The sequence below is a fragment of the Aromatoleum diolicum genome, from assembly GCF_012910955.1.
Taxonomy (GTDB): domain Bacteria; phylum Pseudomonadota; class Gammaproteobacteria; order Burkholderiales; family Rhodocyclaceae; genus Aromatoleum; species Aromatoleum diolicum.
Genome location: NZ_WTVQ01000007.1, coordinates 130,116 through 154,813, shown reverse-complemented (window position 1 = coordinate 154,813; position 24,698 = coordinate 130,116). Strand labels below are relative to the sequence as shown.

Annotated in this window: 16 protein-coding genes; 9 read left to right on the top strand and 7 right to left on the bottom strand. The window is 64.6% G+C overall.

Annotation, left to right across the window (positions count from 1 at the left end; translation table 11 throughout):
- Positions 1-121 precede the first annotated feature (121 nt).
- Together GPA25_RS06380 and GPA25_RS06375 are read left to right on the top strand one after the other, a co-directional pair.
- The gene (locus GPA25_RS06380) at positions 122-760 is read left to right on the top strand and encodes a DedA family protein (protein WP_169259529.1); all 639 of its coding nucleotides are present in this window, start codon (positions 122-124) and stop codon (positions 758-760) included.
- 204 nt (positions 761-964) lie between these two features.
- Positions 965-2,839, top strand: coding sequence for a putative bifunctional diguanylate cyclase/phosphodiesterase (locus GPA25_RS06375; protein ID WP_169259528.1), 1,875 nt, complete (start codon positions 965-967; stop codon positions 2,837-2,839).
- A 373-nt stretch (positions 2,840-3,212) separates the two neighbouring features.
- On the opposite strand, the gene icmF is transcribed toward GPA25_RS06375, so the two are convergent.
- The gene (icmF, locus tag GPA25_RS06370) at positions 3,213-6,500 is read right to left on the bottom strand and encodes a fused isobutyryl-CoA mutase/GTPase IcmF (RefSeq protein ID WP_169259527.1); all 3,288 of its coding nucleotides are present in this window, start codon (positions 6,498-6,500) and stop codon (positions 3,213-3,215) included.
- 199 nt (positions 6,501-6,699) lie between these two features.
- On the opposite strand from icmF, the gene GPA25_RS06365 reads away from it, so the two are divergent.
- From GPA25_RS06365 to GPA25_RS06350, 4 genes are all read left to right on the top strand, one after another.
- The gene (locus tag GPA25_RS06365) at positions 6,700-7,728 is read left to right on the top strand and encodes an AraC family transcriptional regulator (protein ID WP_211162980.1); all 1,029 of its coding nucleotides are present in this window, start codon (positions 6,700-6,702) and stop codon (positions 7,726-7,728) included.
- 134 nt (positions 7,729-7,862) lie between these two features.
- Complete coding sequence (locus GPA25_RS06360) at positions 7,863-9,956, top strand: PAS-domain containing protein (RefSeq protein WP_211162976.1); 2,094 nt, start codon at positions 7,863-7,865, stop codon at positions 9,954-9,956.
- The gene (locus GPA25_RS06355; RefSeq protein ID WP_169259525.1) at positions 9,953-10,690 is read left to right on the top strand and encodes a response regulator transcription factor; all 738 of its coding nucleotides are present in this window, start codon (positions 9,953-9,955) and stop codon (positions 10,688-10,690) included. Before GPA25_RS06360 ends, GPA25_RS06355 begins: the two co-directional genes overlap by 4 nt.
- A 90-nt stretch (positions 10,691-10,780) precedes the next feature.
- Positions 10,781-11,257: a VOC family protein gene (locus GPA25_RS06350; RefSeq protein ID WP_169259524.1), complete on the top strand. Its 477-nt coding sequence runs from the start codon at positions 10,781-10,783 to the stop codon at positions 11,255-11,257.
- 126 nt (positions 11,258-11,383) lie between these two features.
- Here GPA25_RS06350 and ypfJ read toward each other — a convergent pair whose 3' ends face one another.
- The 5 genes from ypfJ to scpA all read right to left on the bottom strand — a co-directional run bounded on the left by ypfJ (position 11,384) and on the right by scpA (position 19,315).
- Positions 11,384-12,241: a KPN_02809 family neutral zinc metallopeptidase gene (gene ypfJ / locus GPA25_RS06345; RefSeq protein WP_169259523.1), complete on the bottom strand. Its 858-nt coding sequence runs from the start codon at positions 12,239-12,241 to the stop codon at positions 11,384-11,386.
- Between the two features lie 171 nt (positions 12,242-12,412).
- Positions 12,413-14,401: an acetyl-CoA carboxylase biotin carboxylase subunit gene (accC, locus tag GPA25_RS06340; RefSeq protein WP_169259522.1), complete on the bottom strand. Its 1,989-nt coding sequence runs from the start codon at positions 14,399-14,401 to the stop codon at positions 12,413-12,415.
- Positions 14,402-14,420: 19 nt separating this feature from the next.
- A complete protein-coding gene (locus tag GPA25_RS06335) occupies positions 14,421-15,953 on the bottom strand; it encodes an acyl-CoA carboxylase subunit beta (RefSeq protein WP_169259521.1) in 1,533 nt (510 codons plus the stop codon).
- A 59-nt stretch (positions 15,954-16,012) separates the two neighbouring features.
- Positions 16,013-17,041 carry a methylmalonyl Co-A mutase-associated GTPase MeaB gene (gene meaB / locus GPA25_RS06330; protein ID WP_169259541.1) on the bottom strand — a complete coding sequence of 343 codons (1,029 nt, stop codon included), beginning with the start codon at positions 17,039-17,041 and terminating at the stop codon, positions 16,013-16,015.
- A gap of 93 nt (positions 17,042-17,134) precedes the next feature.
- Positions 17,135-19,315: a methylmalonyl-CoA mutase gene (gene scpA / locus GPA25_RS06325; protein WP_169259520.1), complete on the bottom strand. Its 2,181-nt coding sequence runs from the start codon at positions 19,313-19,315 to the stop codon at positions 17,135-17,137.
- Positions 19,316-19,704: 389 nt separating this feature from the next.
- Here scpA and GPA25_RS06320 point away from each other — a divergent pair, with 389 nt between their 5' ends.
- The gene (locus tag GPA25_RS06320; RefSeq protein ID WP_169259519.1) at positions 19,705-20,376 is read left to right on the top strand and encodes a GntR family transcriptional regulator; all 672 of its coding nucleotides are present in this window, start codon (positions 19,705-19,707) and stop codon (positions 20,374-20,376) included.
- A 127-nt stretch (positions 20,377-20,503) separates the two neighbouring features.
- On the opposite strand, the gene fumC is transcribed toward GPA25_RS06320, so the two are convergent.
- Positions 20,504-21,904: a class II fumarate hydratase gene (gene fumC, locus GPA25_RS06315; protein ID WP_169259518.1), complete on the bottom strand. Its 1,401-nt coding sequence runs from the start codon at positions 21,902-21,904 to the stop codon at positions 20,504-20,506.
- A gap of 209 nt (positions 21,905-22,113) precedes the next feature.
- On the opposite strand from fumC, the gene GPA25_RS06310 reads away from it, so the two are divergent.
- On the top strand, positions 22,114-23,817 hold the full coding sequence (locus GPA25_RS06310; protein ID WP_169259517.1) for a sensor histidine kinase: 1,704 nt from the start codon (positions 22,114-22,116) through the stop codon (positions 23,815-23,817).
- Positions 23,818-23,830: 13 nt separating this feature from the next.
- Positions 23,831-24,511: a response regulator transcription factor gene (locus tag GPA25_RS06305; RefSeq protein ID WP_169259516.1), complete on the top strand. Its 681-nt coding sequence runs from the start codon at positions 23,831-23,833 to the stop codon at positions 24,509-24,511.
- Positions 24,512-24,698 lie beyond the last annotated feature (187 nt).

Sequence of the window (24,698 nt, the reverse complement as noted above, 5' to 3'; positions counted from 1 at the left end):
AATATCCACCTCGTATATCACGGAAACTCATGGGTCACCCGCGCCTGGTCCACCCCGCGGCCGGGATACCGCTGCTCAGGTAGAATCATGGACTTTGCCGGCCGACCCTACCGTATCCCCCATGGAATTCCTTGCTCCGTTACTCGATATCGTCCTGCACCTCGACAAGCACCTCGCGGCCCTCGTCCAGTCCTACGGGGTGTGGATCTACGCCATTCTTTTCGCGGTGATCTTCAGCGAAACGGGCTTCGTCGTGACGCCTTTCCTGCCCGGCGACTCGCTGCTGTTCGTTGCCGGTGCGCTGGCGGCACTGGGCGGCATGGACATCACGCTGCTGATCGTCGCCCTGACGCTCGCCGCCATTCTCGGCAATACGGTCAACTACTCGATCGGCCGTTATTTCGGGCCGAAGGTTTTCCACTGGGAAAACTCGCGCTTGTTCAACAAGGCGGCGCTGATGAAGACGCACCTGTTCTACGAGAAGCACGGCGGCAAGACGCTGGTGATCTCGCGCTTCCTGCCGCTGTTCCGCACCTTTGCGCCGTTCGTTGCCGGCATCGGCAGCATGGGCTACGCGCGCTTCACGCTGTTCAACGTCGTCGGCGCGCTGGCGTGGGTCGTGTCGCTGACGCTGGCCGGCTACTGGTTCGGCAACATGCCGTGGATCAAGCAGAACCTGACCCTGGTGATCGTTGGCATCATCGTGCTCTCGCTACTGCCGGTCGCGATCGGTGCGTGGAAGGCGCGTTCTCCGGCGTGACCCGCCGGCGTCACCGTTGCGTCACATCCACTTCGGCACTAGGATGAATTGATAAGCGCGGCTGCGTTCACCGCTGCCCTTCCCGCGAGGGGTCGTGAATAACCGCGCGGATAGCGGAAGCGACGATAGACCGTTCGAGGCAGGTACGACAAAGGCCGGCACACCCGGACGCCGGTCCTGTGAGACTCGGCGAGGAGGAAAGCCATGAGCTACGCCGAACGTGCGCTGCGCACGCTGAGTGCCGGAAACCGCACGCTGCTGCGCGCCCAGGACGAGCAGACGCTGCTGCAGGATATGTGCCGGGTGATCGTCGAACTGGGCGGATACCGCATGGCGTGGGTCGGTTTTGCCGAACACGACGAGCAGAGGACGCTTCGGCCGGTTGCCCACCACGGTTTCGAAGAGGGCTTTTTCGATATCGCGCACTTCACGTGGGCCGAAGGCGAGGGCGGCCCGACCGCTGAGGCGGTAAGGACCGGTAAGCGGGCGGTGGCGCAGGATGTCAGCACGCTGGTGGCCGACCACTTCCCCATCCCACTCACGGAAGCGCTCAGTCGCGGTTACGCGTCGGTCGCCGCGTTTCCGCTGATCATCGCCGGTGAGGTGGCGGGCAACCTGACGATATTCGCCGCAGAGCGGGACGCTTTCGACGAGAGTGAATGCGCCCTGCTCGGCGAGATGGCGGACGATCTTGCCTTCGGCATCTCGACATTGCGCATGCGGGTGCGACACCAGCAGGCGGAGGAGACCATCCGCCACATGGCGTATTTCGATGCGCTCACCGATCTGCCGAACCGCACCTCGCTGCACGAGAACCTGAGCGCGACGATCGAGGGCGCACAGCGCGAGAACCAGTCACTGGCCGTGCTGCTGCTGAAGGTCGGGCGATTCCAGGAAATCAGCGACACGCTGGGTTACCAGGAGGGTGACCACCTGATCGTCGAAATGGCTGCGCGCCTCGCGCACATCGCCGGCGACAACAAATCGGTGGCACGCGTCGGCGAGGACGAGTTCGCCCTCATCCTCCCCAATGCGAGCGCCGAGACGGCGACGCGCACGGCCCATCACGCGATGCGCGAGGTATGCGATCCGGTGTCGATCTGCGGGCTGACCATGGACCCGCACGCCTATATTGGTATTGCCCTGTATCCCGGCCATGGCAATACGCCCGACGCGCTGTTGCGCCGCGCCAAGATCGCGGCGGTGCAGGCGAAGAACACGGCGTGCAAGTACACCCTGTACCGCGGCACGGAAGACCGGGAAAGCACGCGGCGGCTGGCGCTGATGAGCGATCTGCGGCGCGCCATCGACCAGAACGAGCTGTTGCTGTATTGCCAGCCGAAAGTGGTGATCAAGTCTGGCGAAGTGTGTGGCGCTGAGGCGTTGGTACGTTGGCAGCATCCCCAGCACGGCATGATCGCCACCGGCGAATTCATCGCACTCGCCGAACACGCCGGCCTGATCATGCCGCTCACGCGCTGGGTGCTGGAGGCCGCCTTCCGGCAGAGCTACTCGTGGTACGAAAGCGGCATGCGACGACCGCTGTCGGTGAACCTTTCGGCGCAGGACTTGCGCGACCCGCGGCTGATCGAGCGCATCACCGGACTGTTCGCGACCTGGGCGATGCCACCGGAAATGATGCAGTTCGAACTCACCGAAAGCGCCTTGATGGAAGATCCCGCGGGCGCGCTGGAAACCCTGGCGCGCCTGAAAGCGATGGGCGTGGAGCTGTTCATCGACGATTTCGGCACCGGCTACTCGAGCCTGAGCTATCTGCAGAAACTGCCGGTCGATTCGCTCAAGATCGATCAGTCCTTCGTCATGAGCATGCTGGCCAATGCGGGGTCGGCGATCATCGTCCGTTCCACCGTCGAACTGGGCCACAACCTCGGACTCGGCGTCGTTGCCGAAGGCGTGGAAAGCGAGGCAGTGTGGGATCGCCTGCAGACGCTCGGCTGCGACACCGCGCAGGGCCACTTCGTCGGCCGGCCGATTCCGACCGCCCAGTTCAACGACTGGGAGGCGCAGTCACCATGGAGTCGGCCGGCCCCCGTGATCGAGGACCGGCCGCTGAACTAGAATGCCGCGTTCGCCGTCAGGGGGCACACTGAGCCGCACGGACGCATGCGCAGCACCAAGGCTCGTCAGATCCTCGAGCGACTGATATTTCATTTTATGCCCTCAGATGGTGCATGAAGTGATACGGACGACAAATTTTCATTGCTTTATGCATCTGGTGATTCCAATCAAGACATTCTTGTTGCATCGAGTTTCGCCCCGATTTGGTGCCATTAACTGATTCACCGATTTCCCCGCAGCCCCCGCAGCACCCCGGGCGGCGCCTCCGCCGGCGAGCCACGAGCCACTCTCCCGCCCCACGCGAACGCACACTGCCCGTGTAAAAAAAACGGCGCCGTAGCGCCGTTTCCCTTGATGCCGAGCCGATCACCGCTTACATGCTACGACGATACTGCCCGCCCACCAGATACAGCGCGTCGGTGATCTGGCCGAGCGAGCAGTAGCGCACGGCGTCGACCAGCACTTCGAACACGTTGCCGTTCTCGATCACGGTCTGGCGCAGCTTGGCCTGCCACTTGGGCGCTTCGGCCTTGTTGCGCGCCTGGAAATCGGCCAGACGCTTGAGCTGCCCCTGCTTCTCTTCGTCGGTCGAGCGCGCGAGTTCGATTTCCGGCTGCGCGCTGCCTTTCGGGTTGAGGAAGGTGTTCACGCCGATGATCGGGTAGGAGCCGTCGTGCTTCTTGTGCTCGTAGTACAGCGACTCTTCCTGGATCTTGCCGCGCTGGTAGCCGGTTTCCATCGCACCGAGCACGCCGCCGCGCGAGGCGATAGCCTCGAACTCCTTGAGCACCGCTTCCTCGACGAGATCGGTCAGTTCGTCGATGATGAAGGCGCCCTGGTTGGGGTTCTCGTTCTTCGCCAGGCCCCATTCGCGGTTGATGATCAGCTGGATCGCCATCGCGCGGCGCACCGATTCCTCGGTCGGCGTGGTGATCGCCTCGTCGTAGGCGTTGGTGTGCAGCGAGTTGCAGTTGTCGTAGATCGCGATCAGCGCCTGCAGCGTGGTGCGGATGTCGTTGAAGTCCATCTCCTGCGCGTGCAAGGAGCGACCCGAAGTCTGCACGTGGTACTTCAGCTTCTGGCTGCGCTCGTTCGCGCCGTACTTGTCCTTCATCGCGACCGCCCAGATGCGGCGGGCGACACGGCCGATCACCGAGTACTCCGGATCCATGCCGTTGGAGAAGAAGAACGACAGGTTGGGCGCGAAATCGTCGATGTGCATGCCGCGAGCCAGATACGACTCGACGTAGGTGAAGCCGTTCGACAGCGTGAAAGCGAGCTGCGAGATCGGGTTCGCGCCGGCTTCGGCGATGTGGTAGCCGGAGATCGACACCGAGTAGAAGTTCTGCACCTTGTGATGGACGAAGAACTCCTGGATGTCGCCCATCATCTTCAGCGCGAATTCGGTCGAGAAGATGCAGGTGTTCTGGCCCTGGTCTTCCTTGAGGATGTCGGCCTGGACGGTGCCGCGCACCGTCGACAGGGTCCATTCCTTGATCTTCTGGAACTCGGTCTCGGTCGGTTCGCGGCCGTTGTCGGCACGGAACTTCGTGACCTGCTGGTCCATCGCGGTGTTGAAGAAGAACGCCAGGATGATCGGTGCCGGGCCGTTGATCGTCATCGACACGGAGGTGGTCGGCGCGCACAGGTCGAAGCCATCGTACAGCACCTTCATGTCGTCGAGCGTCGCGATCGACACGCCGGAGTTGCCGATCTTGCCGTAGATGTCCGGACGCGGATCCGGGTCGCAGCCGTACAGCGTCACCGAGTCGAACGCGGTCGACAGGCGGTGCGCGGGCATGCCTTCGGACACGCGCTTGAAGCGGCGGTTGGTACGGAAGGCGTCGCCTTCACCCGCGAACATGCGCGTCGGATCCTCGCCTTCGCGCTTGAACGCGAACACGCCGGCGGTGTAGGGGAAGGAGCCGGGGACGTTTTCCTTCATCAGGAATTTCAGCGATTCGCCGTCGTCGTCGAAGTTCGGCAGCGCGACCTTGCGGATCTTGCTGCCCGACAGCGATTCGGACGTGAGCTTGGTGCGGATTTCCTTGTCGCGGATTTTCACGACGTATTCGTCGGCGGCGTAGAGTTCCTTGGTCGTCGGCCACATTTCGAGCAGCTTCTTCGCCGCCGGGGTCAGTTCGCCGTCCTTCCAACCGATCAGTTCGTCAAATGTCACCTGCGAGCCAGCGTCCTTGCCGCACTGCTCGAACAGCGCCTTGGCGATCTTCAGCGATTGGCGCTCGCGCGCGACGCGGGCCTGCTGCTGCACGTGCTTGTGGTAGCCGCGCACGCTGTCGGCGATTTCGGCCAGATAACGGGTGCGTTCGGCCGGCACGATCGCGCGGCCGTGCGACGACGCTTTCGTCGTCACTTTCGGCAGGCTGCCCGGCTTGGCCTTGAGACCTTTCTCGACCAGTTTCGGGAAGATCGCCTGGTACAGCGCGGTCAGGCCGTCGTCGTTGAAACGCGCCGCCATGGTGCCGTAAACCGGCATGTCGTCGGTCGGCGTGGTGAACAGTTCGCGGTTCCTCTGGTACTGCTTGCGCACGTCGCGCAGCGCGTCTTCGGCGCCCTTGCGGTCGAACTTGTTGATCGCGACGAAGTCGGCGAAGTCGAGCATGTCGATCTTCTCGAGCTGGCTTGCCGCACCGAACTCGGGCGTCATGACATACAGGGACAGGTCGACGTAGGGCACGATCGCGGCGTTGCCCTGGCCGATGCCGGAGGTTTCGACGATGATCAGATCGAAGCCTGCAAGCTTGCAGGCAGCGATGACTTCCGGCAGCGCGGCGGAGATTTCCGAGCCGGTGTCGCGCGTCGCCAGCGAGCGCATGTAGATGTTCTCGTGCTCGATCGCATTCATGCGGATGCGGTCGCCGAGCAGCGCGCCACCGGTGCGCTTGCGCGAGGGGTCGATCGAGACGATGCCGATCCTGAGCTTGTCGTTCTGGTCGAGGCGGAAGCGGCGCACCAGCTCGTCGGTCAGCGAGCTCTTGCCCGCACCGCCGGTACCGGTGATACCCAGCGTCGGGGTCTTGAGCTTGGCGGCAGCCTCGGTCAGCGCCTTCTTGACGTCGTCGCCATAGGCGCCGTTTTCCAGCGCGGTGATGATGCGCGACAGGCTGCGCAGTTGCGCGCTGCGCTCGCCGCTGGTGAGCTGCTTGAGGATCTGCTCGCCCGAGGCCGGCGCGGCGCCGGTCAGGTCGAAGTCGGAATTGGCGACCAGATCGTTGATCATGCCCTGCAGGCCCATCATCGCGCCGTCTTCGGGCGAGTAGATGCGCGTGACGCCGTATTCGTGCAGCTCCTTGATTTCGGACGGCACGATCACGCCACCGCCACCGCCGAAGACCTTGATGTTCTCGCCACCATTGGCCTTGAGCAGATCGATCATGTACTTGAAGAACTCGACGTGGCCGCCCTGGTAGCTGGTGATCGCGATGCCTTGCACGTCTTCCTGCAGCGCGGCGTTGACGATTTCGCCGACCGAGCGGTTGTGACCCAGGTGAATGACCTCGGAGCCGGTCGACTGCAGAATCCGCCGCATGATGTTGATCGACGCGTCGTGGCCGTCGAACAGCGCGGCGGCGGTGACGAAGCGGACCTTGTGCTTCGGCTTGTAGGTGACGAGCTTCTTGGCTTCACTCAGATTGGTCATGTCGGTTTTCCCCCGTATAGGCGTTATCCGATTAATAGTAGAGGGGCGACGGGCTATTTGCCATTGCTCGCGCGGACGTCTATCGTGCAAAATCCGCCAAACTTCCCACCCTTGGCACCGCCCGCCTGCGATGGCCCGATTTCCTGCCCGCGCTACTCCCGATGAAGTCCCGCACCGCCGCAAGCGCGCGACGGTGGCGATGGGTTTCGTCACCGGCATGCTCGCCGGCATGCAGCGGGACGGCCGCGATCCGGCCCGTTTGCTGGCCGCAGCGGGGATCGACCTTGCAGACGCTGCCACACGGATTCCGATCGAGCGCTACGCAGCCCTGTATAACGACATCACCCGCGACATGGGCGACGAGGGCTTCGGCCTGTTCGCGCAGCCACTGCGGCCGGGGTGCTTCGAATTTCTGTGCCGCGGCATGCTCGGGGCGGCGACGCTGGATGAAGCACTCGACCGCGCGAGCCGCTTCCTGCGTCTGGTGCTGCCCGAACTGGCGGTGTCGATCCAGCGCAGCGGCGAGCGCGCCGAGCTACGTATCGCCGAAACCCGGCCGCTGCGCGAATCGCGGGACGACCCCGCGCGCGTGTTCGCTTTCGAATGGTTGCTGCGGCTGATCCACGGTCTCGCCTGCTGGCTGGTCGGGCGCGGACTGGCGCTGGACTCGGTGAGCTTTCCGTACCCGCGCCCTGCCCATGCCGACGACTATGCGCTGGTCTATACGGAGCATTCCGACTTCGACGGCGAGGTCCTGATCGCACGCTTGCGCGACAACCTGCTCGACCTTCCGGTACGCCGTGACGAGGCGGCGCTGCGCGCGTTTCTCGCCGGCGCCCCCGGCAAGATCACGATGCTGTACCGGCGCGACCGCGACATGGTGCTGCGTGTGCGCGACCTGTTGCGCGATGCGCTGCCCGCCAGCCTCGCCCTCGAGGACATCGCCGCACGCCTGCATCTGTCGCCGCGCACCCTGCACCGCCGGCTCGAAGACGAAGGCTCCAGCTTCCGCACGATCAAGGACGCGATGCGCCGCGACATCGCCCTGTCGCGCCTGACCAAGACCCGCCAGCCGATCGCGACGATCGCCGCCGAACTCGGCTATGCCGACACGTCGACCTTCTATCGCGCCTTCGTTGCGTGGACGGGCATGTCGCCCGAGCGCTTCCGCCGGCAGTTGCACCCCCATCCGGGCGCCACCGGGCATGAGCGCACCTCGGACCCATAAGGCGGGAACGCACAGCGCCACCCGCCAAGCCCCCGATTGCCGCCGGGCAACACTGGCGGATAACGCCTTCGGCTCATCCACCCTGCGACCTGCACTAGAATGGCTGCAGAATTCCGCCGGGGAACACCCAACTGATGCTGCGCAACGCCCCCTCGCCCGAATCCGCCAAACCTGCCCCGGCACCGCGCATGTCGTCGCACGAATTGCGTCGCTACGACCTGCTGCTCGCGGGGCTGGATCTGCTCGACCAGGCCATCGCGGTGTTCGACGCGACACCCAAGCTGGTGACGTGGAACAAGGCCATGCTGCGCCTGCTCGACTTTCCCGAAAGCATGGTGCGGGTCGGCACGCCGTTCGAGGAATTCGTCCGCTTCAATGCCGAACGCGGCGAATACGGCGAAGGCGAGCTGGAAAAGCTGATCGCCGAGCGCATGGCCGCCGCGCGCGCCTTCCTGCCCCATTACGTCGAGCGCGAACGTCCGAACGGCAAGATCCTCGCGATCCGCGGCGTGCCGATCCCAAACCTCGGCTTCATCTCGCTGTGGACCGACATTACCGAGCAGCGCCGCTACGAGGCCGTGATCGAGCGCCAGAACCTGGAGCTTGAAGCGCGCGTCAAGGCACGCACCAAGGAACTCGAGAACGCCAATTCGCGCCTCGCCCACGCCAACGCCGAAATCGACGAGATCGCCGGTGCACTGCGGCGTAGCGAGGAACGGCTGAAGCTCATTATCGACTCGATCCCGGCGCTCATCGCGTATGTCGATCGCCACGAAATCTATCAATTCGCCAACCGCGGATACGCCGAATGGTTCGGCCTGGCGAAGGACGAGATCGTCGGGCGCAGCATCGAAAACGTGTTCGGCGGGGAGCTCTACCCGGTGGTCCGAAAGCACCTGGCGGTCGCGGCAACCGGCGAGCGCGTCAGTTACGAATACGCCCGCACGCTGGAAAACCGGCGCACCGTGCATGCGCGCAGCGTAATCGTGCCGGAAGTGTCCACGCAGGGGGAAGTCGTCGGTTACTTCGTGCTGTCCACCGACATCACCGAGCAGAAGGCGAGCCAGGCCGCGCTGGTGCAGGCGCAGAAAATGGAAGCGGTCGGCCAGCTCACCGGCGGTCTCGCCCACGACTTCAACAACCTGCTCACCATCATCATCGGCAACCTCGCGGCGCTGCAATCGCGCCTGCCCCCGGGCGGAGAGCTGAGCGAGCATCTCGACCCGGCGTTGCACGCCGCGCGGCGCGGCGCCGACCTCATCAAGCGGTTGCTGACCTTCTCGCGCGGCCAGGCCCTGGAACCGAGCACCGTGGAAGTCGGCGCACTGGTGCATAACATGGCCCAGCTGCTCTCGCGCTCGCTGACCGAAAACGTGCGCGTCCATACGCACCTGCCGGAGACGCCACTCTACGCCTTCGTCGATCCGCACCAGCTCGAAAACGCGCTGCTCAACCTCGCGCTGAACGGCCGTGACGCGATGCCCGACGGCGGCGACTTGAGCATTACGGTCGGTGAGCGCCGCATCCCCGACAGCCTGGCGATGCTGGTGGAGCTCCCCGTCGGCGACTACGTGCAGATCGATGTCACCGACACCGGCAGCGGCATCGATGCGCAACTGCTGCCGCGCCTGTTCGAGCCCTTCTTCACCACCAAGCCTTTCGGGCGCGGCAGCGGACTGGGGCTGGCAATGGTGTACGGTTTCGTACGCCAGTCAGGTGGCAACATCCGCATCCGCAGCACACCGGGCAGCGGCACCACCGTCACCTTCGTCCTGCCGCGCGCCGACGAACCGACAGCGCCAGTCGCCGACGCGCCGGCCGCCAGCGAGCGCGCCAACCGCCACCCCCGCGGCCCGGTGCTGCTTGCCGAGGACGAGCCGGACGTGCGCCGCATCATCCGCATGCAGCTCACCGACCTTGGCTACGCGGTCATCGAGGCCAGCGACGGCGTCGAGGCATGGAGCCTGCTCGAAAGCATTCCCGACATCGCCATTCTCGTCACCGATACCATCATGCCGGGCGGCATCGGCGGGCGCGAACTGGTCGCGCGTGCGCGCGCGCTGCGCCCGAAAATGCCCATCCTGCTGATTACCGGCTACGCCAGCGACAATGCCCTGGCCGGCACCGCCGAGCTCGACGTGCCCGTCCTGCGCAAGCCTTTCGACCCCGACACGCTCGCCGCCGCCCTCGACAAGCTCGAACCCGAAGAGGAAAACATCGCGCAATGACCGCCACGGAAGCATCTTCGCCTTTTATCCTGGTCCTCGAAGACGAACCCGACATTGCCCGCCTCATCTGCGATGCATTGGCCGGCTACGGCTTCCGCAGCGAACACATCCGCACCGGCCGCGAGTTCCTTGCGCGGGCGCGGCAGACCTCGCCCGACCTGGTGATCATCGACCTCGGGCTGCCCGACATGGACGGCATGCAGGTGGTGCGCGAACTGCAGGACGGCAGCCCCTGCGCGGTGCTGATCCTGACCGGCCGCAACGACATTACCGACCGCGTGCTCGGCCTTGAACTGGGCGCCGACGACTACATCGTCAAACCGTTCGAACCGCGCGAACTCGTCGCGCGCGTACGCTCCATCCTGCGCCGCTACATGCGTACCGCAGCGCCCGAGGCACCGGCCGACGTCACCGCCAGCGAGCGCACCATCGCACGTTTCGCCAATTGGTGCTTCGACAGCGGCCGCCATGCGCTGGCGCGACCCGACGGCGACGAGGTCAGCCTCTCGGCGGCCGAAGCGACGCTGCTGCTCGCATTGCTGCGCAGCCCCAACAGGATCCTGAGCCGCGAACAGTTGCTCGGCGAGCGCGACGTCGACCCCTTTGATCGCAGCATCGACGTGCGCATCTCGCGACTGCGCCGCAAGCTCGACGACGACCCGCACAGCCCCAAGCTCATCAAGACCGTATACGGTGCCGGCTACCTGTTTTCGGCGCAGGTCAGCTGGGAGTAGCCGAGCCACCGGGCAGCCACTCGACGGCCTGTCGTCAACTCGCCATAATTATGAATTCTTAATCCTAGACATCGTTCCACGGAGATTTCCATGACGCAGCGCCCGTTCAAGATCCTCGGCATTCAGCAGATCGCCATCGGCGGTCCGAGCAAGGACAAGCTCAAGACCCTGTGGGTCGACATGCTGGGGCTGGAAGTCACTGGCAACTTCGTCAGCGAACGCGAGAACGTCGACGAGGACATCTGCGCGATGGGCAAGGGGCCGTTCAAGGTCGAGGTCGATCTGATGCAGCCGCTCGACCCCGAGAAGAAGCCTGCCGTGCATGCCACGCCGCTGAACCACGTCGGCCTGTGGGTCGATGACCTGCCGAAGGCGGTCGAATGGCTGTCGGCAAACGGCGTGCGCTTCGCACCGGGCGGCATCCGTCGCGGCGCCGCAGGCTACGACATCACCTTCCTGCACCCGAAAGGCAACGAGGAATTCCCGATCGGAGGCGAAGGCGTGCTGGTCGAACTGGTGCAGGCACCCGCCGAAGTCACCGCGGCCTTCGCAAAACTGGCTGGCTGAGCACCCGGCGCAAGCCTCTGGGCGGATACGCCTGTGGCGTTATCCGTCGCATCGGCGCGCACCTGTTACGCCCGGCGGGAGGCGCTGCTTTCCGCGCGACGCGACTCCGAAAACGCCGCCCTCCACCTAAAGATTCGTCGCGTTGAAGGTATCGCAGGCGCGCACACTGCCTTTTTCGAGCCCGGCGCGGAACCAGCGTACGCGCTGGGCGGAACTGCCGTGCGTAAAGCTGTCAGGCATCACTCGCCCCTGCGTCCGCCTTTGCAACTGATCATCGCCGATCGCCGTCGCCGCGCCCAGCGCCTCCTCGACGTCACCCGCCTCCAATATCTGGCGGGTGCGGTCGGCGTGATGCGCCCACACCCCGGCAAAGCAATCCGCCTGCAATTCCAGACGCACCGATAACTGATTTGCTTCGCGCTCGGAGGCCCGCTCGCGCGCCTCCTGGACCTTGCCGGAGATCCCCAGCAGGTTCTGCACGTGGTGCCCGACTTCATGCGCAATCACGTAAGCCTGCGCGAAATCGCCGGGTGCGCGAAAGCGTTGCTGCAGTTCGTTGAAGAACGACAGGTCGAGGTATACCTTGTGGTCGGCCGGACAATAGAACGGCCCCATTGCCGCCTCGCCGACGCCACAGCCGCTACGCGTAGCCCCGGTGAACAGCACCATGCGCGGCTCCTGGTACTTCTGGCCGCCAGCCTCGAAAATCGGCCCCCAGGTGTCCTCGGTGTCCGCTAGAACCAGTGACGCGAAGCGCGCCAGCTCATCCTCGGCTGGCGATCGTGGCGCCGCGTCCTTGGCCGACTCCGGTGCAGGCGACTGCGTGACGCCGGCAGTGTCGAGCACGATGCTCGGGTCGATGCCGAAATACATCGCCACCAGCGCGAGGACGATGGTGCCGATGCCGATAGTGCGACCACCACCAAAGTGGCTCCCACGGCGATCCTCGACATTCTGGCTTTCGCGGCCCTTGCGAAACAGCATGCATCCTCCCGACAGAATGTCCGCACTTGATATTGTTGATTATGGTCCACGTTGGCGGCCACATGCCCGGCGTCTCGTCACCAATCGTTGCGCACAATAAAAAAACCCGCTTGCGCGGGCTCATGCGGGGATGCAGAGGCGCCGCCGCGATTGCGGCAGCGCCGTCCTCGATCACTCGAACTCGATGATCACCTCGTCGACCGACAGGCTGGCGCCCGGCTTGGCGACGAGCTTCTTCACCTTGCCGTCCTGCTCGGCCTTGAGCACGTTTTCCATCTTCATCGCTTCGATCACCGCCAGCTTCTCGCCCGCCTTCACCTCCTGGCCTTCGGCAACGGCGATCTCGCGCAGCAGGCCCGGCATCGGCGACAGCAGGAAGCGCGACATGTCCGGCGGCAGCTTCGCCGGCATCAGCGACAACAGGTACGCGGCGCGCCCGGTCATCACCATCGGCTCGACTTGCAGGCCGAAATGCGAGATGCGATAGCGCAGGCCGCGCCGTTCGATCTGCAGACACACCGGCGCGCCATTCACCGTGCCAGTAAACAACAGGTCGCCGAACGTCCAGTCGGACACGATGCGATACGTCTTGTCGCCATGCGTAATCGCCATGCCGCCACCGGCGCGCTCGACCGACACCGGGTACTGCTTGCCGCCCATCACCACCACCCAGTCGCTGGACACCTTGCGCCCGTGGCCGGCAAGCTGGCCGTCGATCTGTACGGCGCGGTCGATGTAGCGCAGGCGCGCGAAGGTGGCGACGGCCGCGAGCAGCGCGGGATCGTCGTGCGGCACCATCGAGGCATCGAAGCCCTGCGGAAACTCCTCGGCGATGAAGCCGGTGTTGAAGTTGCCGGAGCAGAAGCGCGGATGCTGCAGCAGCGCGGCCTGGAAGGGGATGTTGGAGCTGATGCCGCGGATCACGAAGCCGTTGAGGGCATCGCGCATGCGCTCGATGGCCTGCTCGCGGTTCGCGCCATGCACGATCAGCTTGGCGATCATCGAGTCGTAGAACATCGAGATCTCGCCGCCCTCATACACGCCGGTATCCACGCGCACCTGGCCCGCGACGTCGGCAGGCGGCTGGAACTTCACCAGACGGCCGGTCGAGGGCAGGAAGCCGCGGAACGGGTCTTCCGCGTTGATGCGGCATTCCATCGACCAGCCGTTGATCTTCAGATCGTCCTGGGTAAAGGACAGCTTTTCGCCGGCCGCGACGCGGATCATCTGCTCGACGAGATCGAGGCCGGTAATCATTTCCGTTACCGGGTGCTCGACCTGCAGGCGGGTGTTCATTTCGAGGAAGTAGAAGGACTTGTCGGCACCGACGACGAATTCGACCGTGCCGGCGGACTGGTACTTTACCGCCTTGGCCAGCGCCACCGCCTGCTCGCCCATCGCCTTGCGCGTTGCCGGATCGATGAACGGGCTCGGCGCCTCTTCGATCACCTTCTGGTGACGGCGCTGGATCGAGCACTCGCGCTCGTGCAGATAGACGCAGTTGCCGTGCGCATCGCCGAGCACCTGGATCTCGATGTGACGCGGCTCGAGAACGTACTTTTCAATCAGGATGCGGTCGTCGCCGAAGGCGGTCTTCGCTTCGTTGCGGCAGGAGGTGAAACCTTCCAGGCACTCATTGTCGTTGAACGCGACGCGCAGGCCCTTGCCGCCACCGCCGGCCGAGGCCTTGATCATCACCGGGTAACCGATGCCCTTGGCGATCTCGACCGCCTGCTCCGCCGTATCGATCGCGTCGGCATAACCCGGAATGGTATTGACCTGGGCTTCCTTGGCGAGCTTCTTGGAAGCGATCTTGTCGCCCATCTGGCCGACCGAATAATGCTTCGGACCGATGAAGGTGATGCCTTCTTCTTCCAGGCGGCGCGAGAACTCGGCGTTCTCGGACAGGAAGCCGTAGCCCGGATGCACCGCTTCGGCGCCGGTCTGCTTGCAGGCGGCGATGATCTTGTCGATCACCAGGTAGGACTCTTTCGACGCCGCCGGGCCGATGCACACGCTCTCGTCGGCCATTTCGACGAACAGCGCGTCCTTGTCGGCTTCGGAATACACGGCAACGGTCTTGATGCCCATCTTGCGGGCGGTCTTGATGACGCGGCAGGCGATTTCGCCACGGTTTGCGATCAGGATCTTTTTAAACATGCTTTCCCCTTTCCCTGGCTTACAGCGGGATGTTGCCGTGCTTGCGCCACGGGTTTTCGAGTTCCTTGTTCTTCAGCATCGACAGCGAGCGGCACACGCGCTTGCGCGTCTCGTGCGGCAGGATGACGTCGTCGATGAAGCCGCGCGCGCCGGCCACGAAGGGGTTGGCGAAGCGGGCCTTGTACTCGGCTTCGCGCTGGGCGAGCTTGGCCGGATCGTCCTTCTCGCTGCGGAAGATGATTTCCACCGCACCCTTCGGCCCCATCACCGCGATCTCCGCCGACGGCCAGGCGAAGTTCACGTCGCCGCGCAGGTGCTTCGACGACATGACGTCGTACGCACCGCCATAGGCCTTGCGCGTGATCAGCGTGACCTTGGGCACCGTGCATTCGGCGTACGCATAGAGCAGCTTGGCGCCGTGCTTGATGATGCCGCCGTATTCCTGCGCGGTACCCGGCATGAAGCCCGGCACGTCGACCAGCGTCACCACGGGGATGTTGAACGCGTCGCAGAAGCGCACGAAACGCGCCGCCTTGATCGAGCTCTTGATGTCGAGGCAGCCGGCGAGCACCAGCGGCTGGTTGGCGACGATGCCCACCGGCGAGCCTTCCATGCGCGCGAAACCGGTGATGATGTTCTTCGCGTAGTCGGGCTGCAGCTCGAAGAAGTCGCCATCGTCGACCATCTTGAAGATGACTTCCTTCATGTCGTACGGCTGGTTCGGGTTGCTCGGCACCACCGTGTCAAGCGACATGTCCATGCGGTCGGCCGGGTCGATCGACGGCACGGTGGGCGGCTTCTCGCGATTGCTCGCAGGCAGGAAACCGACCAGCCGGCGCGTCATCATCAGCGCCTCGACGTCGTTCTCGAAGGCCAGATCGGCGACACCCGACTTGGTGTTGTGGGTCACCGCACCGCCCAGCTCCTCGGCCGTCACTTCCTCGTGCGTCACCGTCTTCACGACTTCCGGACCGGTCACGAACATGTAAGACGAATCCTTCACCATGAAGATGAAGTCGGTCATCGCCGGGCTATACACCGCGCCGCCGGCGCACGGCCCCATGATCAGCGAGATCTGCGGCACCACGCCGGACGCCATCACGTTGCGCTGGAACACGTCGGCATAGCCGCCGAGCGAATCGACGCCTTCCTGGATGCGCGCGCCACCCGAGTCGTTGAGGCCGATCACCGGCGCGCCGACCTTCATCGCGTGGTCCATCACCTTGCAGATCTTCTCGGCGTGGGTTTCCGACAGCGAACCGCCGAACACCGTGAAGTCCTGCGAGAACACGAACACCAGACGGCCGTTGACCGTGCCATAACCGGTCACCACGCCATCGCCCGGCGTGTGGTCGGCATCCATGCCGAACTCGGTGCAGCGGTGCTCCTTGAACATGTCCCATTCTTCGAAGCTGCCATCGTCGAGCAGCAGTTCGATGCGCTCGCGCGCGGACAACTTGCCCTTGGCGTGCTGGGCGTCGATGCGCTTCTGTCCGCCACCGAGGCAGGCTTTGGCGCGCTTTTCGTCCAGCTGACGAATGATGTCGTGCATTGATGACCTCCTTAACAGTTTCTGCCACCCCGGCCACGCAGGGCAGCCGGGTGTTCAACTCAATTCAGATAGCCGAGCAGGCGCAGTGCGGCGGCCGAGGGCGTGGTCGTCCCCTCCTCCACTGCCTGCGCCAGCGCCGGCAATTCGTGCTTCACCCGCGGATGACTGCGGAAACGGCTGCGCAGCCCGGCGTCGATCAGATCCCACATCCACGCCAGCGCCTGATGGCGCCGCTTGGCCTCGAACTCGCCGGTGGCGCTGAGCACGCGACGGTACTCCGTCACCGCGGCCCAGAAATCGGCGATGCCCTGCTTGTGCAGCGCCGACAGCATCAGCACCGGCACCGTCCAGTTGGGGCTGGCCGGGCGCAGCATGTGCAGCGCCGTCTTCATCTGCGACTTCGCGCGCATCGCCGCACCCGCATCGATGTCCGCCTTGTTGATGACAATGAGATCGGCGATCTCCATGATGCCTTTCTTGATCGCCTGCAGGTCGTCGCCCGCGTTGGGCAACTGCAGCAGGCAGAAGATGTCGCTCATGCCGGCGACCGCGGTCTCAGACTGTCCCACCCCGACGGTTTCGATGATGATCACGTCGAAACCGGCGGCCTCGCACACCAGCATCGTCTCGCGCGTCTTCTCGGCGACCCCGCCAAGGCTGCCCGCCGACGGGCTCGGCCGGATGAAGGCCGCGGGATTCTGGCTCAGCAACTCCATGCGCGTCTTGTCGCCGAGGATCGAACCGCCCGTCAGCGACGAGGACGGATCGACCGCCAGCACCGCGACACGCAGGCCCTGTTCGATCAGATACAGCCCGAGCGCCTCGATGAAGGTCGACTTGCCCACCCCCGGCACGCCCGAAATCCCTACCCGCATCGCACCGCCGGTATGCGGCAGCAGCGCTTCGAGCACGTGACGCGCGCGCGCCTTGTGATCGTCGCGCTGAGATTCGAGCAGCGTAATGGTCTTCGCCAGCGGGCGCAGCTGATGCGCGAGCACGCCGTCGACCAGCGCGCGGTCGGCAGGGTCAAGCTCGGACGCGCGTTCGGCCATACTTTCAGGCAAGCGTTCAGACAGGTTCATCGGCATCGATCGGAAGTGCATCGCAATCGCGGGGCGGCCCGCAAGGTCAACAATACAAGGGCGACACGGCCACACGACCGGTCGCCCCGTAGCTGCGGATCAGGCCTTGGCGCGCGCGGCGCGAATCTGCTTGAGGACTTCGCGCGCGGCCACCTGGATCGGCGTCCCCGGCCCGAAGATGCCCTTGGCCCCGGCAGCATACAGCGCGTCGTAATCCTGCGCCGGAATCACGCCGCCGACAAAGACGATGATGTCGTCCGCGCCCAGCGCCTTGATGCCGTTGATGATCGCCGGCACCAGCGTCTTGTGGCCCGCGGCGAGGCTGGAACATCCCACCGCATGCACGTCGTTCTCCACCGCATGACGCGCGGCTTCTTCCGGCGTCTGGAAGAGCGGCCCGATGTCGATGTCGAAACCGAGATCGGCGAAAGCCGACGCGACGACTTTCGCGCCGCGATCGTGGCCGTCCTGGCCGAGCTTGGCGATCATGATGCGCGGGCGACGGCCCTCTTCGGCGACGAAAGCCTCGATGTCGGCCTTCAGTTCCTTCCAGTCGGCATCGTTTTCCACGACGGCTCCATACACGCCGGACACGGCTTGCGGGTTGGCACGATAGCGGCCGAAGACCTTTTCCAGCGCGTCCGAGATTTCCCCGACGGTCGCGCGCAGGCGCACCGCCTTGACGGCGAGGTCGAGCAGGTTGCCTTCGCCACCGCCGTTCTGCCCCGCCTTGGCGCACGCGGTCAGCGCGTCCAGCGCAGCCTGCACCGCCGCCGTATCGCGCGTCGCGCGGATCTTGTTGAGGCGCACGATCTGCGACTCGCGCACGGCGTGGTTGTCGATATCGAGGATCTCGATCGGATCTTCCTTCGCCAGCTTGTACTTGTTCACGCCGACGATGACGTCCTTGCCCGAGTCGATGCGCGCCTGCTTGTCGGCGGCGCATTCCTCGACCTTCATCTTGGCCCAGCCCGACTCGACCGCCTTGGTCATGCCGCCCATCGCCTCGATTTCCTCGATCAGGCTCCACGCCTTGTCGGCCATGTCCTGGGTCAGCTTTTCCATCATGTAGGAGCCGGCCCACGGGTCGACGACGTTACAGATGTGCGTCTCTTCCTGGATGATGATCTGGGTATTACGGGCAATACGCGCCGAGAACTCGGTCGGCAGCGCGATGGCTTCGTCGAGCGCGTTGGTGTGCAGCGACTGCGTGCCGCCGAACACCGCCGCCATCGCCTCGATCGTCGTGCGCACGACGTTGTTGTACGGATCCTGCTCGGTCAGCGACCAGCCCGAGGTCTGGCTGTGCGTCCGGAGCATCATCGACTTCGCGCTCTTCGGGTTGAAGCCCTTCATGATCCGCCACCACAGCAGGCGCGCCGCGCGCATCTTGGCGATCTCGAGGTAGAAGTTCATCCCCACCGCCCAGAAGAAGGACAGGCGGCCGGCGAAGGCATCGACGTCCATGCCGCTGTTGATGCCGGTGCGCACGTACTCGAGACCGTCGGCAAGCGTGAAGGCCAGCTCGATCGCCTGGTTCGCGCCCGCTTCCTGGATGTGATAGCCGGAAATCGAGATCGAGTTGAACTTCGGCATGTGCTGCGCCGTGTACCCGAAGATGTCGGCGATGATCTTCATCGACGGCGTCGGCGGATAGATGTAGGTGTTGCGGACCATGAACTCCTTGAGGATGTCGTTCTGGATGGTCCCGGAGAGCTTCTCCTGGCTCACGCCCTGCTCTTCGGCGGCGACGATGTAGCCGGCGAGGATCGGCAGCACCGCGCCGTTCATCGTCATCGACACCGACACCTTGTCGAGCGGGATCTCATTGAAGAGGATCTTCATGTCCTCGACCGAGTCGATCGCCACGCCCGCCTTGCCGACGTCGCCGGTCACGCGCGGATGATCCGAGTCGTAGCCGCGGTGGGTCGCGAGGTCGAAGGCCACCGACACGCCCTGACCGCCGGCGGCGAGCGCCCGGCGGTAGAAGGCATTGGATTCTTCCGCGGTGGAAAAGCCCGCGTACTGGCGGATCGTCCACGGCTTCACCGCGTACATTGTCGGCTGCGGACCGCGCAGGAAGGGCTCGAAACCGGGCAGCGTATCCGTGTGCGCCAGATCGGCGACATCGGCCTGGGTATACAGCGGCTTGACCGCGATGCCTTCCGGCGTCACCCAGTTGAGCTTGGCGACATCGCCACCGGGCGCGTGCTTGGCAGCCGCCTTGTTCCAGGCATCCAGATCCGACTGGGAATACGCCGGCATCTTGTCGTTCGACATGACAAACCCTCTCTTATTCGATTGGCCGCGGACGGCGGCGATAACGATGTTCGGTGCTACGGCAACCCGTGCTGCCGGCAAGGCCGATACAAGCACGGAACTGCGAACCAACATGCCCTGCACAGCCCGTCGTGCGACGACGAGACCGCCCGCGGCATACACCGCGGGCGGCCGCCGGCGCCCCCTTGCTTTCGGCGTGGCTCCCTCTCCTTCGCCATATATCCGGGATTACATCCGGATATATAGCCTCCCATCCTACGCCGCGCAGGGGAAGTTGACTTGTGCTGGCCGGCGAATAATACTTTATCCATAATTATGAATGCAACTCCCGAATCGGCCCTCTTCGCGGTCCCGTTCGCGGCCGTCGAAACCTGCGTAGCAAACTGCCCATGACTGCATCCCGCATCGCCCCGCTTGCCCTCTATCAGGAGGTGGCCGAGAGGCTGCGCCAGCGTATTTTTTCGCACGAGTTGCCACCCGGCACCTGGGTGGACGAGCAGGCGCTGGCCGACGATTACGGGATTTCGCGCACGCCGCTGCGCGAGGCGCTGAAAGTGCTCGCCTCCGAAGGGCTGGTGACGCTGAAGCCGCGCCGCGGCTGCTACGTCACCGAGATTTCGGAACGCGACCTCGACGAAATCTTCACCGTGATGGCCCTGCTCGAAGGCCAGTGCGCACAGACCACCGCGCGCAAGGCCAGCGAGGCCGATCTGGAACGCCTGCGCAAAATCCACTTGCAGCTCGAAACCGCTGCCGGTGCGGACGACATCAACGGCTTCTTCGAAGCCAACCAGGCTTTTCACCTCGCCCTGCAGGAAATTACCGACAATCGCTGGCTGCAGCACGCGATCGAAGACCTGCGCAAGGTCATCAAGCTGTCACGCCATCATTCACTGTTCAGCGAAGGGCGCCTGGAACAATCGCTCGCGGAGCACCGGCAGATTCTTGCCGCACTCACCGCGCGCAAGGCCGACGAGGCGGAAATGCTGATGCGTACGCATATCAGCAGCGGCCGCGCGGCACTGGCGCGCATCGCGACGGCGAAAAACAAGGTCGCCTGAACCGCACGACCGGCATGCCGGCGCCTTGGCTCCGTAGGAGCGGCTTTAGCCGCGAACACCTCTACCAGTCACCACGGGCAGCTCATTCGCGGCTAAAGCCGCGCCTACGGGGCACGCTACGGCGCACTCAGCCGCCCGGTCGCGTCATCGCCTCCGGATCCACCCAGCGCTCGAATTCCTCGGCGCCAACGTAGCCGGACGCCAGCGCCGCCTCGCGCAACGACAAGCCTTCACGGTGCGCCGTCTTGGCGATTTCGGCGGCCTTGTCATAGCCGATGTGACGATTGAGCGCCGTCACCAGCATCAGGTTCTTCTCCAGGTTCTCGCGGATGCGTGCCAGATTGGGCATCAGGCCGCGCGCGCAATGCGCCTCGAAGGCATCGCAGGCATCGGCCAGCAGTGCGATGCTCTCCAGCACGTTGTGCGCCATCACCGGTTTGTACACGTTGAGCTGGAAATTGCCCTGCGTGCCGGCGAATGCCACCGCCGCATCGTTGCCGAACACCTGCACGCACACCATCGTCAGTGCCTCGCACTGCGTCGGATTGACCTTGCCCGGCATGATCGACGACCCGGGTTCGTTCTCCGGAATCAATAGTTCGCCAATGCCACAGCGCGGCCCGCTCGCGAGCCAGCGCACGTCGTTGGCCATCTTCATCAGGCCACCCGCCAGCGTACGCAATGCCGCCGACGCATGGACCAGCGCATCATGCGCGGCGAGCGCGAAGAAGCGATCCGGCGCACTGCGAAACGGCTGTCCGGTCAGCGCCGCGATGCCCGAGGCGCTGCGATCGCCGAAGCGCGGATGGGCGTTGAGCCCGGTGCCCACCGCGGTACCGCCGATCGCCAGATCGAACAGCCCCGGCAGGCTTGCCTGGACGGCGGCCGCGCCGAAATCGATCTGCGCCACCCAGGCGCCGATCTCCTGCCCGAGCGTGACCGGCGTCGCATCCTGCAGATGCGTGCGCCCGGTCTTCACCACTTCCTCGTAAGTTTTCGCCTTGTCCGCAAGCGTGCCGCGCAGCCGCGCCACCGCCGGCAGCAGGCGATGTTGCAACTCCTCGACGATCGCGATGTGCATCGCGGTCGGAAAGGTGTCGTTCGACGACTGGCCGCGGTTCACGTGATCATTCGGATGCACCGGGCGCTTCGAGCCCATCACGCCGCCGGCGATCTCGATCGCGCGATTCGCGATGACCTCATTCGCGTTCATGTTGGACTGCGTACCGGAACCCGTCTGGAACACGACCAGCGGAAAATGCTCGTCCAGCGTACCGTCGATCACCTCGTCGGCCGCGCGAACAATCAGCTCGGCGATCTCCACCGGCAGCTCGCCCAGGTCCGCATTCGCCTGCGCGGCCGCCTTCTTCAGGATGCCGAGCGCGCGGATCATCGGCCGCCCCCAGCGGAAGCGATCGGTGCCGATCGGGAAATTCGCCACCGATCGCTCCGTTTGCGCCCCCCAGTAGCGGTCTGCTGCGACCTCGACGGGGCCCATCGAATCGGTTTCAGTGCGTGTCACGCTCATCATCGTCTCCCGGCCGCTTCCCGGCCACATCCGATTTGACGCTCGCCAGTGGTGGGGATTCCCCGGCACTCACTAAGTCTATCAATTCGTGAAAATGTAACTTTGTGCAAGCTCAATGATGCCGTTATGATCGCCAGAAATCGTAATTGGCATAAGGGGCATGACCCCGACAGACGCGTAAAGCGCAACGACCGAACGGAGACTGTCAGATGGACCGCCCCACCGCCGGCCTCGCTTCCTCGCCAACAGCCGGCCCGAAGATCGAACGCGCGAAGAACAGCCCTGAACTCCGGCGGGTTCTGGCCAACATTCGGGTACTCGTCGCGATCGTCGCCGCGACCGAAGCCACCTCGCTGTCGCTCGCCACCCGTCCGACGCTGATGCTCGCCGTCCTCGGTTACGCCGCCTTTGCGGGCTGGCTGTGCTGGGTCGAGCTCAGCGGCAACCGTCCGGTCATGTCCCGCCTCACCTCGTGGATCGATGCGATCTGGATTCTGCTGTTCGCCGGACTGGCCGGCGTGCAGAGCAGCCTGTTCATCCTGCTGCTGCTGTTTCCGGTGCTGTTCGCCTCCCTGAGCTTCGGTTTCGTTTCCGGACTGCTGGTGTCGCTGTTCGCTGCTGCCGGCGGGGTCTCCCTGCTCATCTTCCGCGACCAGCCCAACCAGGCGCTCTCGCTGGAAACCATACTCCAGCCGCTGTCGATCCTCCTGCTCGGCCCGCTGGTCGCCGGACTGGCACGGGCCGGCGTGCAGATGAACGAACAAGTCACGATTGCAGAACGCCTGCTCGGCGAGGCCGATCCTCGGCTGGGCGTGAAACGGGTTGCGGAAACCCTGCTGCGCGCCCTCTCGCGACGTTTTGCCGCCGACCTGGGGCTGCTGCTGATCTGGCTGCCGCAAAGCGAACCCCGCCTGTTTCGCTGCGACCGCAACGGCAAGATCAACGAAGTGTCCGGCGAACTGCACGCCAACATGCTCGAACTTCTGACCCGGCTACCGTCGGACATCGCCAGCGTGCACCACCACGCACACCTGTTCGGGCGACTCCCCATCCGCTACCACAGCGGCTTCGATCTCGTCACCAAGCTGCCGACCGGCGCGGCCCGATCCGCCACGCAAGATCTTGCCGAATCGCTCGACGCCCGCTCGCTGATCGCGCTCCCGATCTGCCGCCGCGCCCCCTACCCCTGTCGCCTGGTACTCGAATCGGGACAGCGGCGCTACCGCTCGCGCGACGTCGATCTGCTCGCCGGCGTGATGGAACAGCTCGCCCCCGTCATCGAAAACGCCGGCCTGCTCGAACGGCTGTCTGACGAAGCGATGGCCACCGAGCGCGCCCGCATCGGCCGCGATCTGCATGACAACGCGATCCAGCCCTATCTCGGCCTGAAGTACGGCATCGAAGCGCTCGCGCGCAAGGCCGCCGCCGACAACCCCCTGCACGACGACATCCAGTCCCTGCAGGAAGTCGTCGTCAGCGAACTGCATCACTTGCGCGAACTGGTGACCGGCATGCGCAGCGGCGCCAGCGGTGCCGACGACGCCCTCGCGCCAGCCCTGCGCCGCCAGGCCACGCGCTTTTCCGAACTCTTCGGCATCGAGGTTTCCGTGCAATGCGATGGCGACCTGACGATCCGTCGCAAGCTCGTCGCCGCCATCTTCCCGATGCTCAGCGAGGCGCTCACCAACATCCGGCGTCACACCAGCGCCACGCGCGCCGACATTCTCGTCAGCACCGAAGCCGATGCTTACGTGCTGAAAATCACCAACGCCCACGACCCGGCGGCACCACCCGCCCCGTTCGTGCCACGTTCGATCGTCGAGCGGGCAGAATCTGTAAGTGGATGTGTAATAGTCGACCTACAGCGACCCGGATTCACTGATCTAATCATCACCATCCCGAAGACTTCATAAGCGGCAAATAATCATGGTAGAAGTCACCGAACGACTGATCCGCGTATTTCTCGTGGATGACCACCGCGCCACGCTATGGGGCCTGGAGCGGCTTATCGACAGCGCCACCGGCCGTATGCGTCTCGTCGGCAGTGCCACCAGCATTTCCGAACTGCTCGCTTCACCGGCAAGCCACGAAGCGGACGTCATCGTGATCGACCTTGATCTGGGCGGCCAGAACTCGACCGACTCCTTCGACGAGCTGTTTCGCACCCACGGAGCCCGCGTGCTGGTGCTCACCGGCGCGCGCGATCTCGACGCGCATCGCAAGGCGGTGATGGCTGGCGCCCGCGGCGTCGTCAGGAAGGAAGAACCGGTGGACGTGCTGCTGCGCGCCATCGAAAAAGTCCACGAGGGCGACGTCTGGGTCAACCGCGCGCTCATCGGCGACATCATGAACATGCTGACCGGCAACAAGCCGGCCAGCGCGCCCCCCGTGCCGAAGGCTAGCGGCCTTACGCCCAAGGAACACGAAGTGGTCGCCGCGGTCGTCCGGCACAAAGGCGCCAAAAGCCTGATCCTCGCCGAGGATCTGAAAATCAGCGAGCACACCCTGCGCAATCACCTGACGGCGATTTACCAAAAGCTCGAGGTCCACGGCCGGCTCGAACTGTACGTGTATGCGAAGGAACACGGGCTCGGCGTATCCGCTTAGCGAAACACGACTTCCGCCTCAGTACACTAGTCGAATTGTCACACCCGCCGCAGGCATCTCCTCCCGCGCGCGGTGCGTCCACGGACCACTAAGCTTGTTGTATCCGTCGAGCTCCGCAAGTTTGCGCGAGCCCGTCGGCTGTAGAGTGACCGGCACGCCCGAGGCACGCAGTACGATCCGAAGGCCA

Excerpts from the sequence above, each read along its gene's own strand:
- GPA25_RS06350 (WP_169259524.1), top strand. The coding sequence starts at position 10,781 with ATGACGCAGCGCCCGTTCAAGATCCTCGGCATTCAGCAGATCGCCATC.
- fumC (WP_169259518.1), bottom strand. The coding sequence starts at position 21,904 with ATGAGCGTGACACGCACTGAAACCGATTCGATGGGCCCCGTCGAGGTC.
- GPA25_RS06310 (WP_169259517.1), top strand. The coding sequence starts at position 22,114 with ATGGACCGCCCCACCGCCGGCCTCGCTTCCTCGCCAACAGCCGGCCCG.
- GPA25_RS06380 (WP_169259529.1), top strand. The coding sequence starts at position 122 with ATGGAATTCCTTGCTCCGTTACTCGATATCGTCCTGCACCTCGACAAG.
- accC (WP_169259522.1), bottom strand. The coding sequence starts at position 14,401 with ATGTTTAAAAAGATCCTGATCGCAAACCGTGGCGAAATCGCCTGCCGC.
- GPA25_RS06305 (WP_169259516.1), top strand. The coding sequence starts at position 23,831 with ATGGTAGAAGTCACCGAACGACTGATCCGCGTATTTCTCGTGGATGAC.
- GPA25_RS06355 (WP_169259525.1), top strand. The coding sequence starts at position 9,953 with ATGACCGCCACGGAAGCATCTTCGCCTTTTATCCTGGTCCTCGAAGAC.
- GPA25_RS06375 (WP_169259528.1), top strand. The coding sequence starts at position 965 with ATGAGCTACGCCGAACGTGCGCTGCGCACGCTGAGTGCCGGAAACCGC.
- meaB (WP_169259541.1), bottom strand. The coding sequence starts at position 17,041 with ATGCCGATGAACCTGTCTGAACGCTTGCCTGAAAGTATGGCCGAACGC.
- GPA25_RS06320 (WP_169259519.1), top strand. The coding sequence starts at position 19,705 with ATGACTGCATCCCGCATCGCCCCGCTTGCCCTCTATCAGGAGGTGGCC.
- ypfJ (WP_169259523.1), bottom strand. The coding sequence starts at position 12,241 with ATGCTGTTTCGCAAGGGCCGCGAAAGCCAGAATGTCGAGGATCGCCGT.
- GPA25_RS06335 (WP_169259521.1), bottom strand. The coding sequence starts at position 15,953 with ATGCACGACATCATTCGTCAGCTGGACGAAAAGCGCGCCAAAGCCTGC.
- icmF (WP_169259527.1), bottom strand. The coding sequence starts at position 6,500 with ATGACCAATCTGAGTGAAGCCAAGAAGCTCGTCACCTACAAGCCGAAG.
- GPA25_RS06360 (WP_211162976.1), top strand. The coding sequence starts at position 7,863 with ATGCTGCGCAACGCCCCCTCGCCCGAATCCGCCAAACCTGCCCCGGCA.
- GPA25_RS06365 (WP_211162980.1), top strand. The coding sequence starts at position 6,700 with ATGGGTTTCGTCACCGGCATGCTCGCCGGCATGCAGCGGGACGGCCGC.
- scpA (WP_169259520.1), bottom strand. The coding sequence starts at position 19,315 with ATGTCGAACGACAAGATGCCGGCGTATTCCCAGTCGGATCTGGATGCC.